At 74.1% G+C, this 12,991-nt stretch carries 13 protein-coding genes; 7 read left to right on the forward strand and 6 right to left on the reverse strand.

Going from position 1 to position 12,991, the window contains the following annotated elements:
* On the reverse strand, positions 1-1,311 hold the full coding sequence (locus tag ACFWP2_RS08705; RefSeq protein ID WP_380449532.1) for an extracellular solute-binding protein: 1,311 nt from the start codon (positions 1,309-1,311) through the stop codon (positions 1-3).
* Between the two features lie 326 nt (positions 1,312-1,637).
* Between ACFWP2_RS08705 and ACFWP2_RS08710 the strand changes: the two genes are divergently transcribed.
* Both ACFWP2_RS08710 and ACFWP2_RS08715 read left to right on the forward strand, forming a co-directional pair.
* Positions 1,638-2,444 carry an IclR family transcriptional regulator gene (locus ACFWP2_RS08710; RefSeq protein ID WP_049650658.1) on the forward strand — a complete coding sequence of 269 codons (807 nt, stop codon included), beginning with the start codon at positions 1,638-1,640 and terminating at the stop codon, positions 2,442-2,444.
* Positions 2,445-2,721: 277 nt separating this feature from the next.
* Positions 2,722-3,444: an alpha/beta hydrolase family protein gene (locus tag ACFWP2_RS08715; RefSeq protein WP_380449533.1), complete on the forward strand. Its 723-nt coding sequence runs from the start codon at positions 2,722-2,724 to the stop codon at positions 3,442-3,444.
* A gap of 19 nt (positions 3,445-3,463) precedes the next feature.
* Here ACFWP2_RS08715 and ACFWP2_RS08720 read toward each other — a convergent pair whose 3' ends face one another.
* On the reverse strand, positions 3,464-3,994 hold the full coding sequence (locus ACFWP2_RS08720) for a universal stress protein (RefSeq protein ID WP_380449534.1): 531 nt from the start codon (positions 3,992-3,994) through the stop codon (positions 3,464-3,466).
* A gap of 172 nt (positions 3,995-4,166) precedes the next feature.
* Positions 4,167-4,877, reverse strand: a complete 711-nt coding sequence (locus ACFWP2_RS08725) for a TetR/AcrR family transcriptional regulator (protein ID WP_380449535.1) — start codon at positions 4,875-4,877, stop codon at positions 4,167-4,169.
* 182 nt (positions 4,878-5,059) lie between these two features.
* On the opposite strand from ACFWP2_RS08725, the gene ACFWP2_RS08730 reads away from it, so the two are divergent.
* A complete protein-coding gene (locus ACFWP2_RS08730) occupies positions 5,060-5,878 on the forward strand; it encodes an MOSC domain-containing protein (RefSeq protein ID WP_380449536.1) in 819 nt (272 codons plus the stop codon).
* A gap of 178 nt (positions 5,879-6,056) precedes the next feature.
* Here ACFWP2_RS08730 and ACFWP2_RS08735 read toward each other — a convergent pair whose 3' ends face one another.
* The gene (locus ACFWP2_RS08735) at positions 6,057-6,389 is read right to left on the reverse strand and encodes a ribonuclease (RefSeq protein ID WP_380449606.1); all 333 of its coding nucleotides are present in this window, start codon (positions 6,387-6,389) and stop codon (positions 6,057-6,059) included.
* Between the two features lie 340 nt (positions 6,390-6,729).
* Between ACFWP2_RS08735 and ACFWP2_RS08740 the strand changes: the two genes are divergently transcribed.
* Both ACFWP2_RS08740 and ACFWP2_RS08745 read left to right on the forward strand, forming a co-directional pair.
* Positions 6,730-8,334, forward strand: coding sequence for a carboxyl transferase domain-containing protein (locus ACFWP2_RS08740; protein WP_380449537.1), 1,605 nt, complete (start codon positions 6,730-6,732; stop codon positions 8,332-8,334).
* Positions 8,335-8,856: 522 nt separating this feature from the next.
* Positions 8,857-9,231, forward strand: coding sequence for a transglycosylase SLT domain-containing protein (locus ACFWP2_RS08745; RefSeq protein WP_380449538.1), 375 nt, complete (start codon positions 8,857-8,859; stop codon positions 9,229-9,231).
* Positions 9,232-9,484: 253 nt separating this feature from the next.
* Here ACFWP2_RS08745 and ACFWP2_RS08750 read toward each other — a convergent pair whose 3' ends face one another.
* The gene (locus tag ACFWP2_RS08750) at positions 9,485-9,943 is read right to left on the reverse strand and encodes an HD domain-containing protein (protein WP_380449539.1); all 459 of its coding nucleotides are present in this window, start codon (positions 9,941-9,943) and stop codon (positions 9,485-9,487) included.
* Positions 9,944-10,135: 192 nt separating this feature from the next.
* On the opposite strand from ACFWP2_RS08750, the gene ACFWP2_RS08755 reads away from it, so the two are divergent.
* Entirely contained in the window at positions 10,136-11,062 is a 927-nt protein-coding gene (locus tag ACFWP2_RS08755; RefSeq protein ID WP_380449540.1) for an AEC family transporter, read from the forward strand.
* A 55-nt stretch (positions 11,063-11,117) separates the two neighbouring features.
* Here the strand turns inward: ACFWP2_RS08755 and ACFWP2_RS08760 are convergent, their stop codons facing one another.
* A complete protein-coding gene (locus tag ACFWP2_RS08760; RefSeq protein ID WP_380449607.1) occupies positions 11,118-11,552 on the reverse strand; it encodes a MarR family transcriptional regulator in 435 nt (144 codons plus the stop codon).
* A 153-nt stretch (positions 11,553-11,705) separates the two neighbouring features.
* Here ACFWP2_RS08760 and ACFWP2_RS08765 point away from each other — a divergent pair, with 153 nt between their 5' ends.
* A complete protein-coding gene (locus ACFWP2_RS08765; RefSeq protein WP_380449541.1) occupies positions 11,706-12,575 on the forward strand; it encodes an alpha/beta fold hydrolase in 870 nt (289 codons plus the stop codon).
* Positions 12,576-12,991 lie beyond the last annotated feature (416 nt).

Genomic DNA, 12,991 nt, shown 5'->3' on the forward strand with positions numbered 1-12,991 from the left:
TCAGTGCGCGGCGAAGGCCGAGGAGATCTGCGCGGCGGCGTCGGCCGAGGCCTTGGCCACGTCCGCCTTGCCGGTGACGACCTGCTGGAGCATCGTCGGGATCACCGACTGGGCGTCGACCTGGGCCCACCCCTGGTCGAGCGGGACGAACTTCGTGCCGGCCGCGATGGTGTCGGTGAACGGCTTCAGGAACGCGTCCTTCGCCGCGACCTTGCCGCTGACGGACTTGAGCGTCGGCAGGTTGCCCATCGCGTCGTACATCTGCTCCTGGTACGTGGGGCTCGCCAGCAGCTCGGCGAACTCGACGGCCAGCGTGCGGTGCTTGGCCGCCTTCATCACGCCCAGGTTGTTGCCGCCCGCGAACGCCGGGGCGATCGAGCCGGCCTTCTCGCCGGGCAGCGGCACCACGCCGTACTTGCCCTTGACCGCGCCCGCGTCCACCTTGCCGCGGTTGGAGTTGAGCAGCACCGCCATCGCCGACTTGCCGGCCGCGAACAGGTCGACGGTCTTGCCGCCGGTCAGGTCCGCGCACTGCTGGGCGGGGCAGCCGTCCGCGCCGAACAGGTCGGTGTAGCGCTTGATCCCGGCCTGCGAGGCGGGCGAGTCGATCGCCGCCTTGAACGCGGCACCGTCCTTGACGGCGATGTCGCCCCCCGCGTCCCAGACGAAGGGCAGCGCGGCGAAGGTGTACTTGCCGCCGACGGCGATGCCGAAGGTGTCCGGGTGCGCGGCGTGGATCCTCTGGGTGGCGGCGACCAGCTCGGCGTAGGAGGTCGGCGGGGCGAGGCCGGCCTCGGTGAACAGGTCGGTGCGGTAGTACAGCGCGCGCACGCCGACCCACCAGGGCAGGCCGTAGGTCTTGCCGTCCACCACGGCGGTCTTGGCGATCGCCGGGTCGAGGTCGCCCTTGTCCTGCCACGTGCCGAGCTCGGCGGTGAGGTCGGCGAGGCCGCCGGCGGCGACGTAGCCGGGCAGGTCGGTGTTGCCGAACTCGACCAGGTCGGGGGCGCTGTTCGGGTCGTTGAAGGCGCCCTTCATCTTGGCCGCGCGGGCCGAGGCGTCGGTGTCGATGTAGCTGACGTTGACGGTGACGCCCTGGTGGGAGGCCTGGAACTCGGTCACGGCCTTGGCGATCACGGCCTCCTTGGCCGCGTTGCCCGCCTCGTTGTACAGCCAGACCTGCAGGGTGCCGGTCCGGTCGTCGGCGGCCTTGTCGCTCGCCGGCGCGGCGGTGCCGGGGGCACAGGCGGTGGCGGCCAGGCAGCCGGCGGCGAGCACGACGGCCGCGGCGGTCCGTCCGATGAGTCGCATGGTGGAGACCTCCCCTCCCGACAGCTGCCGCCGAGACGTCCGCCGCCGGGGACGGGCACGTCGAAGCAGGCCCTGACCGGGGCCGATGGTGGGTGAAGTGGTGGGGGTACGGCAGGGCGCAGCGCTCGGGTGGGGCGACGTCGCCTGCTCGATGGCAGGGACGTTAGGCGGGGGCGATCGGCGCCAACAAGAGGGAGTTGGTGAAAGTTTTGCAGTGCACAACGTTGTATCGAAGATGCGGCGATCCGACGGCGAACGGGTACGTTCTGACAACCGCCGCCGACCAGCGGGGGAACACCGGCAGAACAACACCAGGGAACGGACCCATGACGGAGACGGCGCCCAAGAAACCCGCGACCGAACGCAACCAGTCCTCCTCGCTGCGCCGCGCGCTCGCCGTCCTCGGCTACGTCCGCGACCACGGCGACGGGCGCGGCGTGCCGCTCGCCCAACTCGCCGACGGACTCGGCCTCAACAAGAGCACCGTGCTGCGACTGGCCGGCCCCCTGCTGGACGAGCACCTCCTCGACCGGGACCGCGAGACCGGCTGGTTCCGGCTCGGCCACGGCTCGCTGCGGCTCGGTCAGGCCTATCTGACCACCCTCGACCTGCGCAGCGTGGCCGCCGAACACCTGCGCCGGCTCCAGCGCGAGGCCGGCGAGACCGTCCACCTGACCGTCTGGCAGGCCCCCGGGATCGTCTACCTGGACAAGGTCGAGGACGAGACCAACGTCCGGATGGCCTCCCGGGTCGGCAGCCGGGCCCCCGCCTACTGCACCGCCACCGGAAAGGCGATCCTCGCCTGGCTGCCCGAGGAGGCCGTCGCCGAGGTGGTCGCGGCCGGGCTGCGCCCGGTCACCGCCTGGACCATCGCCGACGAGCCCCGGCTCCGCGCCGACCTCGCCCGCATCCGCGCCCGCGGCTACTCGATCGACGACCGCGAGAACGAGCCCGAGGTCCGCTGCGTCGCCGCCCCGATCTTCGACCACACCGGCGAGGTCACCGCCGCCCTGTCCGTCTCCGGCCTCACCTCACGGATGACCGCCGCCCGGGTCCGCGCCCTCGGCCCGGTCGTCGCCCAGGTCGGCCTGCGGATCTCCCGCGAACTCGGCTCCGACCGCCAGCCGTCCTGAACGTCCGGCCGTCCTGAACGTCCGGCCGTCCTGAACGCCGGCGGTCCTGAACGCCCGGTCCGTTCCCGGGAAAACGCGAACTGGGCCCGGCGCCGTCTTCACGGCACCGGACCCAGTCCGACTTCGGAGCGCCAGGCCCGGGTCGCACGGACTCTTCCTACTGAAAGTAGGACGTGCTCTGGTAGCACCACTGACGCCTGAGGAGGAATCACTCCCTCGCAACGAGAAGTACAGTAGCAGCTCCGTGATCATTCACCGAATCGGAGGGAAACCCCGCATGACGAGCGCCCGGTTCCGGACGGCTCCCTACGCCGCCGGGCGGCTGACGGACATCCACCTTCCGACCGCCGACGGCACCGGGCCGGCTCCCGTCGTGCTGCTCTGGCACGGCAGCGGCCCGGACGAGCGCGACGTACTGCGACCGCTGGCCCGGGAGGCCGCCGAACTGGGACTGCTGGTGCTCGTCCCGGACTGGAACGCCGAGCAGCCGGACGGCGGCCGAGCGGAACTACTCGCCTCGCTGGCCCGGGCCCGCGGGATCGCCACCGACCACGGCGGGGACCCGACCCGCTTCGTCCTGGCCGGCTGGTCGATGGGCGGCCGCGAGGCGATCGCCGTCGCCACCCACCCGGCCACCCCCGCCGAGCTGCGGCCCACCGCCGCCGTCGGCATCGCGTCCCTGTACTCGACCCCGGCCGTCACCACCGGCGAGGCCCCGCTCGACCACCTGGCGGCCGGCCCGTCCCCCGTCCCGCTCTGGCTGGTCCACGGCACGGCGGACGACATCGTGGACATCGGGCACACCCGGCGGTTGAGCGCTGCTCTGACACAGCGGATGTCGGCGGCACAGGCGCTCGAACTCCCCACCGACCACGCCGGTGTGGTGATGACCACGTACCGCCCCGAGGCCCGCCGCTGCCTCCCGGCCACCGACGCCGACACCCTGGCCGCCGGCCGGAGGACCGCCGCCGTCCTCGCCGAGGCGGCCAGGCTCGCCTGACCGGGGCGGCCGGAACGGCCTAGCCGCCCACGCCCGTCGCCGGCTCCCACAGCCCGTGGCCGCGTTCCAGCGCCTCCAGGTCGCGCTGCAGCGGCGGCCGCGGGACGGCCAGGACCGGGCAGGTGGCGTGCCGGACGCAGTAGGCCGTGACCGAGGGGTGCACCAGTCGGGCCAGGCGGCCGCGGTCCCGGCCGGCGCCCAGGACGAGCAGGTCCCCTGGGCGGTCGGCGCACCGCACCAGCGTGTGGCCGGTGTCGCCGCGGACGGTCTGGCAGCGCAGGCGGACGCCCGCGTGGCGTCCGGCGAAGGCCTCGTCGAGGGCCTGCCGCAGCCGGGCCACGGCGGCGTCGCGGCCGGCGTCGATCACCGGCGGGCAGGGGGTTCGGCGGTAGCCGAGTTCGTCGCCGGGCGGGGTCCAACAGAGCACCGCGAGCACCTCGACGTCCGTCCGGCGGGCCTCGGCCACCGCGTGGTGCAGCGCGGCGAGGCTGCCGAGCGAGCCGCTGACGCCGACCACGATCCGGCCCTCGTCCGCACCACTGTCCGTCATGGCCCCGCTCCTGCCTCTCCGCCGGCCGCGCGCCCGTACGCCTGTGCACCGGATCGCGCCGATTCCACCCCAGCAAAGCGGTCCGCGCCCGTGCGGCACCGGCCCGTTGACGCGGCTCTGACGCGGAGCCCGCCGTTCCGTACGCGTCCCTGATGCCGTGCGGACGAGACGCTCAGGCCCGCGGAGGCTCCTGCGGCTCCTGCGGCTGCGACTGCTCGGGCCGTTCCGCCTCCCAGAGGTCCGCGAACATCCGGTCCAGGTGCTCCTCGCCGATCGGCGGGACCGGCAGCGGGTGGGTGGCCCGGGCGCGGAAGCCGTCGAGCAGGAGGGCGAGGTAGCGGCGCCAGAGGTCGGGGCGCAGCTCGGTGGCGGCGGGCAGGGCGCGGCAGAGCGGTCCGAGGAGGAAGAGCAGGTCCATGGTGACCACGTCGCGGCGCATGGTGCCCTGGTCCTGGGCGCGGGCGATCAGGGCGCCGACGGTGGCGGCGTGCTGTCGGCTGATCTCGATCATTCCGGGGATGGCCGGGATGGCCTGGGTGACGAGGTCGTTGACGCCCCGGTCGGCGGCGACCAGTTCGAAGATCCGCTCGAAGTACCGTTCGAGGCCGCTCCAGGCGTCCTCGGCGGCGAGCGCCTCCTCGCCCGCCGTGGCCAGACCGTCCCCGGCGTCCGCGAACACCTCGCCGATCAGCGCCTCGCGGGTCGGGAAGTGCCGGTAGAGGGTGGCGTTGCCGACGCCGGCCTCCTTGGCGATCTGGTCCAGCGGCACGTCGAGGCCGTGCCGGGAGAACATGTCGCGGGCGGCGGCGAGCAGCTGGTCACGGTTGCGCTGCGCGTCCCGCCGGAGCCGCCCCGGGGGGTTCGCGCTGCTCGGTGGTGCCATGCCCCCGACCCTAGCAAGTGCCGGGCCCGTCCACCGGGCACCGCCCACCGGCCCCCGTCGTACCGCTCAACTACCCTGTGAGGTCAGTGAGATGGACGGTGCGCAGGCGTGGAACGGTACGCCGGCGCGGAACGGTACGCCGGCGCGGGACGGCGCGCGGGGACGAAGGGGGCGGCGGGACGATGGCCACGGTGACAGAGCTGCGGTACTACCCGGTGAAGGGCTGCGCCGGGGTGCCGGCCGCGCGGGCGGAGCTCACCCCGGCCGGACTGGCCCACGACCGGGCGTTCATGGTGGTGGACGAGGAGGGCGTGTTCCGCTCCCAGCGCCGGGACCGGGTGCTGGCCACCGTCCGCCCGGCGGTGGCGGAGGACGGCCGGTCGCTGACGCTGACCGCCGACGGGATGGAACCGGTGTCGGTGGCGGTGGACACCGGGGGCCCGCGCCGCGAGGTGCGGATGTTCGACCTGCCGTTCCTCGGCATCGATCAGGGCCAGGAGGCCGCCGACTGGCTGTCCGAGGTGCTGGGCGCGCCCGGCCGGCTGGTCCGGGTGCCGCCGGAGCACGACCGGGTGACCAGCGGACTGACCCCGGGCACGTCGGGCTACGCGGACAGCTGCGCCGTGCTCCTGGTGTCGCGCTCCTCGCTGGAGCACCTCAACGAGCTCTCCGGCGCCGCGCCCGTGCCCATGGACCGGTTCCGGGCGAACGTGGTGGTGGACGGCTGGACCGAACCGCACACCGAGGACCTGGCCCGCAGGATCGAGGTGGGCGGGGCCGAGCTGGGCTACGCCAAGCTGGCGATCCGCTGCGCGGTGACGACGCTGGACCAGTCCACGGGTGCCAAGGCGGGGCCGGAGCCGTTGCGCACGCTGGCCCGCTACCGCCGGGCGGCGGCCGGCGGGGTGGCGTTCGGCAGCAAGTTCGCCGTGCTGCGGCCCGGCACGCTGCGGGTGGGGGACGAGCTGACGGTGGGCGCCTGGGGGTCGTCCGAGCTCTGAGCCGGGCGCGGCCGTCGCCGCCACGCCGGTCCTTGGAGCTGCCGCACCGGCCCTCGGCGCTGCCGCACCACTCCTCGGCGTTGCCGCACGGCGGTGACCTCGGCAGGGAAGTGAACCGGGGCCACCGTCGTGTCGGGCGCGTTCCGGGGCGTTCCGTCCCGGGTCGGTCAGCGGACGCTCAGCAGGTCTGGTCGATCAGGTAGAAGGTGGCGTAGTGGTCGCCGGTGTAGTAGTCCTCCCGGTAGTCCTGGCCGGTCACGATCCGGCGGGCGCCACGGGTCCGGGAGCCCGGGGTGATGACGGTGTACTCGTGGTAGTAGCCGTAGACCTCACCGGGCAGGACGCCTTCCCGGTTCTGGAAGACCACGCCGTCCTGGGAGTAGGGGAAGGGTCCGTCGGAGGCGATCAGGTCGAGGGTGTCGGCGGCCTGCGAGGGGAGGGCGGAGAGGCAGACCGAGCCGCTCACGTCGGCGTGCGCGTCGGTGGCGACCGCGACCGGGGCCAGGGTCATCAGGGCGACGGCGGTGACGGCGGCGGCGCGGGATTTCCACGCGCGTAGAGTGCGAGTCATGCCCCTCAGTGTGGCGGGACACCGTCAACTCCGGAAGCCTTGCGGGAAACTATTAACCGGCGAGTAACTCTCCTTTACCTGCGGCGACTTGAGCCGTACGCCAATCTCCCGACCCGCTTCCCGGAGCCATCCGCCAGACGCCCACGAACCGCCCGGCCGCCATCAGGGTCGGCCGTCATCGAACTCAGGTCGGAGCTGTCCCGCCCGGACCTCGCCGCATAGAGTGCCCCGTAGCGTGGCGGATCACGGCCGGACCGGAACGATCTCTGACGGGGTGGGCATGGGTACGGGCTCGGGCACGGCACTGACGGCCCACCAGCTGATCGGCCTGCTGGTCGACCCCGGTGGCTTCCACAGCTGGGACGAGCCGCCGGCCGTCGACCGGACCGGCCTCGACCCCGGCACCGACCCCGGCATCGACCCCGACCCCGACTACCGCGCCTCGCTCGACCGCGCCCGCGAGCGCACCGGCCTGGACGAGGCCGTCCTCACCGGCCTCGGCCTGATCGGCGGCCGTCCGGTCGCCCTCATCGCCTCCGAGTTCGGCTTCCTCGGCGGCTCGATCGGCGTCGCCACCGCCGAACGGATCACCCGGGCCGTCGAGCGCGCCACCGCCGAACGGCTGCCGCTGCTCGCCCTGCCGGTCTCCGGCGGGACGCGGATGCAGGAGGGGTCGGCGGCCTTCCTGTGCATGCTGCGGATCACCGCCGCCGTCCAGGCGCACCGCGCCGCCGGCCTCCCCTATGTCACCTATCTGCGCAACCCCACCATGGGCGGGGTCTTCGCCTCCTGGGGCACGCTCGGGCAGCTGGTCCTCGCCGAGCCGGGCGCCCGGCTCGGCTTCCTCGGCCCGCGGGTGTACGAGGAACTGCGCGGCGTGGAGCTGCCGCCGGACGTCCAGCGCGCCGAGACGCTCGCCGGCCAGGGACTGGTGGACGCCGTCGTGCCGCCGCGGGAGCTGCGCGAACTGCTCCGCCGTGCGCTGGCCGTCCTCGCCACCACGCCGCCGCCCCCTTCTCCGGGTACTCCGGGCCCCGCTTCCACGGAGCCCACGCCCAAGGACCCCGCCGGGCGACCCGAGGCCGGGCGACCCGGTGCCGGACGCCCCGACGCCGGACGCCCCGACGCCTGGGACTCCGTCCGGCGCACCCGTCGCCCCGACCGCCCGGGCACCCGCGAGCTGCTGCGGCACGCCGCCGAGGAGCTGGTGCTGCTGGACGCCCCCGGCGGGCGCGGCGGCGCGCTGGTCCGGGCGCTGGCCGTGCTCGGCGGGCGGCCCGTGGTGGTCGTCGGCCAGCAGCGGCAGACCCCCGAGCACGAGCGACCCTTCACCGCCGCCGACCTACGGGCCGTACGGCGCACCGCGCGCCTGGCCGAGCAGCTCGGGCTGCCCCTGGTCACCGTGGTGGACACGGCCGGCGCCGAGCTGTCGGCCCAGGCCGAGCTGGACGGCATCGCGGTGGAGATCGCCCACTGCCTCACCACCCTGCTCGCGCTGCGCACGCCCGTCCTGGCGGTACTGCTCGGCCAGGGCTCGGGCGGCGGGGCCCTCGCGCTGCTCCCGGCGGACCGGGTGATCGCCGCCGAACACGCCTGGCTGGCGCCGCTGCCGCCGGAGGGCGCCTCCGCGATCGTCCACCGGGACGGCGCGCACGCCGCCGAGCTGGCCCGTTCCCAGGGGATCGGGGCGCAGCACCTGGCCGAGGTCGGGCTGGTCGACGAGGTGGTCCCGGAGCTGCCGGACGCCGCCGAGGAACGGGAGGCCTTCTGCGCCCGGCTCGGGCAGGCGGTCGGCACGGCGCTCGGCGCCCTGGCGGCGGCCGCCGAAGCGGACCGGCTCGCGGCCCGTGCGGTCCGGCACCGGCGGCTGGGCGACCTGCGCTGACCGCCGGCCGGCCCGTCCACCCCGGCGGTGTGGCGCCGGTCTCAGCACGGCGCTGTGGTGCCGGTCTCACCGCGGGGTTGATCGTCTGCACCCACCGTGCTGTGCCCGGACCGCCGAGTGACGTCCTCCGGGCCCCGAGCGGTGAGTGCGCTCACACGTGATCAACGACCACGACGGACGGTAGTAGACACCCCGGCAGCCCCCGCGCCGCCCCGGAGCTCCCCGCGTCCGCGCAGCTCAAAGCCGGTCGGCGCGCTTCGCACGGCCGACCCTTCGAATCCACGGCGGCCCCGTCCGTACGACGGTGAGTCGTACGGAAGCCGTCTTGTCGACGGCCGATCCGGTCTGGCAACAATGGCTTCCGTCGTCAGCCGCACCGGCTCCTGTCCCGCCGGTGAACGGCTTGCTGCCGAGTCACGCCCCGCGACCGTTCCGGCCCCTGTCCGACCGTGGTCCTGGGCGGGACGCGACCGGCCCAACCCGATTGAGGTCCTCTTCTTCATGCCCGCTTTCAAGCTCCGCATGCGTACTTCCGCCGCGATTCTCGCCGGCGCCGCCGGTCTGACCGCCCTGGGCGCGGGTGTCCTGCCCGCCACCGCGAACGCCGCCACCGCCTCCCCGCAGGCCATCGCCGCCCAGATCGTCCCGGCCAACCAGCTGGCCTCGTTCAGCCAGATCATCTCCCACGAGTCCAGCTGGAACGTGACCGCGACCAACCCGAGCTCCGGCGCGTACGGCCTGGCCCAGGCGCTGCCGGGCTCCAAGATGGCCTCGGCGGGTTCGGATTGGAAGACCAACCCGACCACCCAGATCAAGTGGGCGCTGGACTACATGAACACCCGCTACGGCAGCCCGAACGCCGCCTGGGCCTTCTGGCAGACCCACCACTGGTACTAAGCCGACCCCGCCGGTCCACCGGCCACCGCCCGTCACCTGACCACTCCCCCTCACCCCGGGGGTCGGACAGGGACCACCGGGGTGCCCGAGAGGGCCCGGACCCGCGCGACCCGCGTGGTCCGGGCCCTCTCGCGGTTCCTCCGGCGGCCGCCTGGTCCCTGGGCGGGTCACGGCCCGCCGGGTCATGGCCCGCCGGGCCACGGCCTGCCGGTCACGGCCCGCCAGTCACCGCCCTCGAGCCACCGCCCGCCCGTCACAGCTCGCCGGCGAGCCCGAGCAACTCGCGCATCCGCGCGTACTTGGCGGCCAGCCGCTCGGCGGTCGCCGGGTCCAGGGCGGCGAGGCGGGCCGGATCGGAGTTGTGCGCCAGGTCAGCGCGCTTGACCAGCAGCGCGCCCGGCGTGGCCAGGATGCGCGCGGCGTACTCCTCGACCGGCTCGTCCGGGCGCCGGGTGAGCGCGTCGACGATCACCTTGGTCTCCTCCGGCAGCGCGGCCCCGGCCAGCCACTCCCGGCTCAGCCGGTCGTCCTCGACAGTGTCGTGCAGCCAACCCGCCGCGATCTGCGCCGCACTGCCGCCGCGCGCCGCCGTCCCCCGGGCGACCGCCGCGATGTGCTCGCCGTACGGGTGGCCGTTCTTGTCCACCTGCCCCTGGTGCGCTCGGCGCGCGATCGTCTCCACCTCGGACAGGCTCAGGTACTGATTCTCCATCGGCTCATCGTAGGCCCGGACGGCCGGTCCGGCTGGCGTTCCCGCGACAGGCCCACTGATCACCCCGCCCGCGGCCACTGGTTTACTGCCCCGGGGGTTCATGGGCTTCGGGGGGGCACCGCGCTCGGAGATCGGCGCCCCCGACGGGAGATCCCGTCGCACCGGCAGTCCGTCCGAGCGATCCGAGGAACCATGCCAGCCCTGCATCCCCTGCTGTCCGCATTCGCGCCGATCTGGGCGCTCACCGGCGTCGGCTACGTCGTCGGCCGTGCCGGACTGCTCGGGCCGCAGGCCGAGACGGTGCTCAACCGGTTCGTCTTCCACGTGGCGATGCCGGCCGCGCTGTTCCTGATGATCGCCCGCACCCCGCTGGACCGCTTCGCCAACGCCTCGATGCTCGCCTTCACGGCGGGCACCGTGGTCGCGATCGGCCTCGGGCTGCTCGCCGGGCGGCTGCTGTTCCAGCGCAAGCCCGGCGAACTCGCCATCGGCGCGATGGCCTCCGGCTACGTCAACTCGGCCAACCTCGGTATCCCGGTGACCATGCAGGTCCTCGGCGACGCCTCCTTCGTGGCACCCGTGGTGCTGTTCCAGATCCTGGTGGTCACCCCCGCCGTCCTGGTCGCCCTGGACGGCGGCGCGGCCGGCCGCCGGGCGCTGCTCACCCTGCCCGTCCGCAACCCGATCCTGCTGGCCACCGCCCTGGGCGCCGTCGCCTCGGCGACCGGCGTCCACCTGCCCGCCGAGCTGAATCGTTCCTGCGAACTGCTCGGCGGGGCCGGCGTCCCGACCGCGCTGATCACCCTCGGCATCTCGCTGCACAACCGCCCGCCGGCGGACGGCCGTCCGCGCCGCACCGAGGTCGGGCTGAGCGTCGCGCTCAAGACCCTGGTCCAGCCGCTGGTCGCCCTCGCCGTGGCCGGCCCGCTGCTCCACCTGCCCGCGCACCAGCTCCTCACCGTAGTGCTGTTCTCCGCGCTGCCCACGGCCCAGAACGTGTACACCTACGCCCGCGAGTACCAGCAGGGCACCGCCCTCGCCCGCGACGCGGTGCTCTGGTCGACGCTGCTGTCGATGGCGACGCTGTCGGTGATCAGCTGGACCCTCGGCCCCTCGTAGTCCCAGCCCCTTCCCCGCCTGTCCCCCTGTCGCCGCCCCCTGCCACCGCTCCCCGTCACCTCTCCCTGGCGGCCGACACCACCTCGGTCATCGCCGCCAGGAACCGCCGGGCCGTGTCCAGCTCCCCCGGCTCGAACTGCCGCATCGCCGCGACCAGATCGCCGATCAGCCCGCCGAAGAAGCCCTCCCCCAGCTCCATCGCCCGGTCCTCCACCAGCAGCCGCACCCGGCGCCGGTCCCGCGGGTCGCGCTCGCGCCGGATCAGCCCGAGCCGCTCCAGCCGGTCCACCAGGCCGGTGGTGCCCGCCGAGTTCAGCCCCAGTGCCGCGCCAAGCCGGCCCGGGGTGACCACCTCCCCGGCCCTGGCCGCGTCCAGCAGGTGGATCAGCGCCCGCAGATCCGTCGGGTGCAGACCGTTGCGGGCCGCGAACTCGGCGCCGAACAGGTCGAGTTCGACCGTCAGACCACGCAACAGATGGACCAGCCGCATCGGCTCGGCAACCTCGGACACCTGTCCTCCTTCCCGGGAAAGGCCAATGGCCACTATTCTCTCGCCCAGCGAGATACTCGCTCAACACGATACTTGTCCAGCGAGCTTCTCAGCCGACTCGGCCGCCATCACACCACACCCGCGGAGGCCCTCATGTCCGCCCGCACCGCCCCCTTCCTCGCCGCCTACGACGCCCTGCTCGCCCGCTGGCCCGTCCCGGTCGAGGCCCTCACCGTCCGCACCGCCCACGGCACCACCCGGATCAACGCCTGCGGCCCCGCCGACGGCCGCCCGCTCGTCCTGCTCCACGGCGGCGGCGCCACCTCCACCATGTGGTTCGCCAACGCCGGCGCCTGGGCCGAGGCCGGACACCGCGTCCTCGCCGTCGACCTCATCGGCGACCCCGGCCGCAGCGTCCACGACGGCGCCGCCCTCGACGGCGTCCCCGGACTGCTCGGCTGGCTGGACGCCGTCCTCGACGGACTCGACGTCCGGCAAGCCGACTTCTGCGGCCACTCGTACGGCGGCTGGATCGCGCTGAAGTACGCGCTGCACGCCCCCGCCCGGGTCGGCCGGCTCGCCCTCCTCGACCCCAGCCTGTGCTTCACGGGCTACCGCCCCGGCTACCTGCTGCGCGCCCTCCCCCTCTTCCTGCCCCACCGCACCCCGGCCCGCGCCCGCTCCTACCTCGACTGGGAAACCGGCGACACCCCGCGCCTCGACCCCGCCTGGCGCGAGCTCTACGCCCTCGGCTACGCCGACTTCCCCTCCTCCCCCGTCGTGACCGGCCCCCGCCCCTCCCCCGAACGCCTCCGCACCCTCACCACCCCCGTCCTCACCCTCCTCGCCGCCCAGAGCCGCCCCCACAACCCCCACCACAGCGCCCGATACGCCCGCCGCCTCCTCCCCGAAGCAGAAGTCGCCATCGTTCCGGGCACCGCCCACCACAACCTCCCCATGGCCGCCGCCCAAACCCTCAACCCCCGCCTCACCACCTTCCTCACCCCCACCCCCCAAATCTGACCCCACCCCCGCAGGGCCAGGCCACCTCCCACACTGCAAGGCTCGACCACCCCGAAAGTCGGCCAGATCGACTTCCAACGGACGAGGCCCACCTGGCACCCCCCGGCCAACTCCGCCACCCACAAACAGCATCACCCAGCCCACGCGAGAAGTCGGCCCACCCGACTTCTCACGCCGCCACCCCCACACACCCGGCCCACCCCCACGCCCCAAGGCCCGCCCGCACCAAAAGTCGGCCGGGTCGACTTCCAGCCGACGACGCCCACCTGGCACCCCCTGGCCAACTCCGCCACCCACAACCAGCACCACCCCGCCCACACGAGAAGTCGGCCCACCCGACTTCTCACGCCGCCACCCCCACACACCCGGCCCACCCCCACGCCCCAAGGCCCGCCCGCACCAAAAGTCGGCCGGGT

Source organism: Kitasatospora sp. NPDC058444 (genome assembly GCF_042721415.1).
Taxonomy (GTDB): Bacteria; Actinomycetota; Actinomycetes; order Streptomycetales; family Streptomycetaceae; genus Kitasatospora.

Coding starts and splice junctions, on each gene's coding strand:
- ACFWP2_RS08725 (WP_380449535.1), bottom strand. CDS start 4,877: ATGGCACCACCGAGCAGCGCGAACCCCCCGGGGCGGCTCCGGCGGGAC.
- ACFWP2_RS08755 (WP_380449540.1), top strand. CDS start 10,136: ATGCCAGCCCTGCATCCCCTGCTGTCCGCATTCGCGCCGATCTGGGCG.
- ACFWP2_RS08765 (WP_380449541.1), top strand. CDS start 11,706: ATGTCCGCCCGCACCGCCCCCTTCCTCGCCGCCTACGACGCCCTGCTC.
- ACFWP2_RS08720 (WP_380449534.1), bottom strand. CDS start 3,994: ATGACGGACAGTGGTGCGGACGAGGGCCGGATCGTGGTCGGCGTCAGC.
- ACFWP2_RS08730 (WP_380449536.1), top strand. CDS start 5,060: ATGGCCACGGTGACAGAGCTGCGGTACTACCCGGTGAAGGGCTGCGCC.
- ACFWP2_RS08705 (WP_380449532.1), bottom strand. CDS start 1,311: ATGCGACTCATCGGACGGACCGCCGCGGCCGTCGTGCTCGCCGCCGGC.
- ACFWP2_RS08760 (WP_380449607.1), bottom strand. CDS start 11,552: ATGCGGCTGGTCCATCTGTTGCGTGGTCTGACGGTCGAACTCGACCTG.
- ACFWP2_RS08750 (WP_380449539.1), bottom strand. CDS start 9,943: ATGGAGAATCAGTACCTGAGCCTGTCCGAGGTGGAGACGATCGCGCGC.
- ACFWP2_RS08735 (WP_380449606.1), bottom strand. CDS start 6,389: ATGACCCTGGCCCCGGTCGCGGTCGCCACCGACGCGCACGCCGACGTG.
- ACFWP2_RS08715 (WP_380449533.1), top strand. CDS start 2,722: ATGACGAGCGCCCGGTTCCGGACGGCTCCCTACGCCGCCGGGCGGCTG.
- ACFWP2_RS08745 (WP_380449538.1), top strand. CDS start 8,857: ATGCGTACTTCCGCCGCGATTCTCGCCGGCGCCGCCGGTCTGACCGCC.
- ACFWP2_RS08710 (WP_049650658.1), top strand. CDS start 1,638: ATGACGGAGACGGCGCCCAAGAAACCCGCGACCGAACGCAACCAGTCC.
- ACFWP2_RS08740 (WP_380449537.1), top strand. CDS start 6,730: ATGGGTACGGGCTCGGGCACGGCACTGACGGCCCACCAGCTGATCGGC.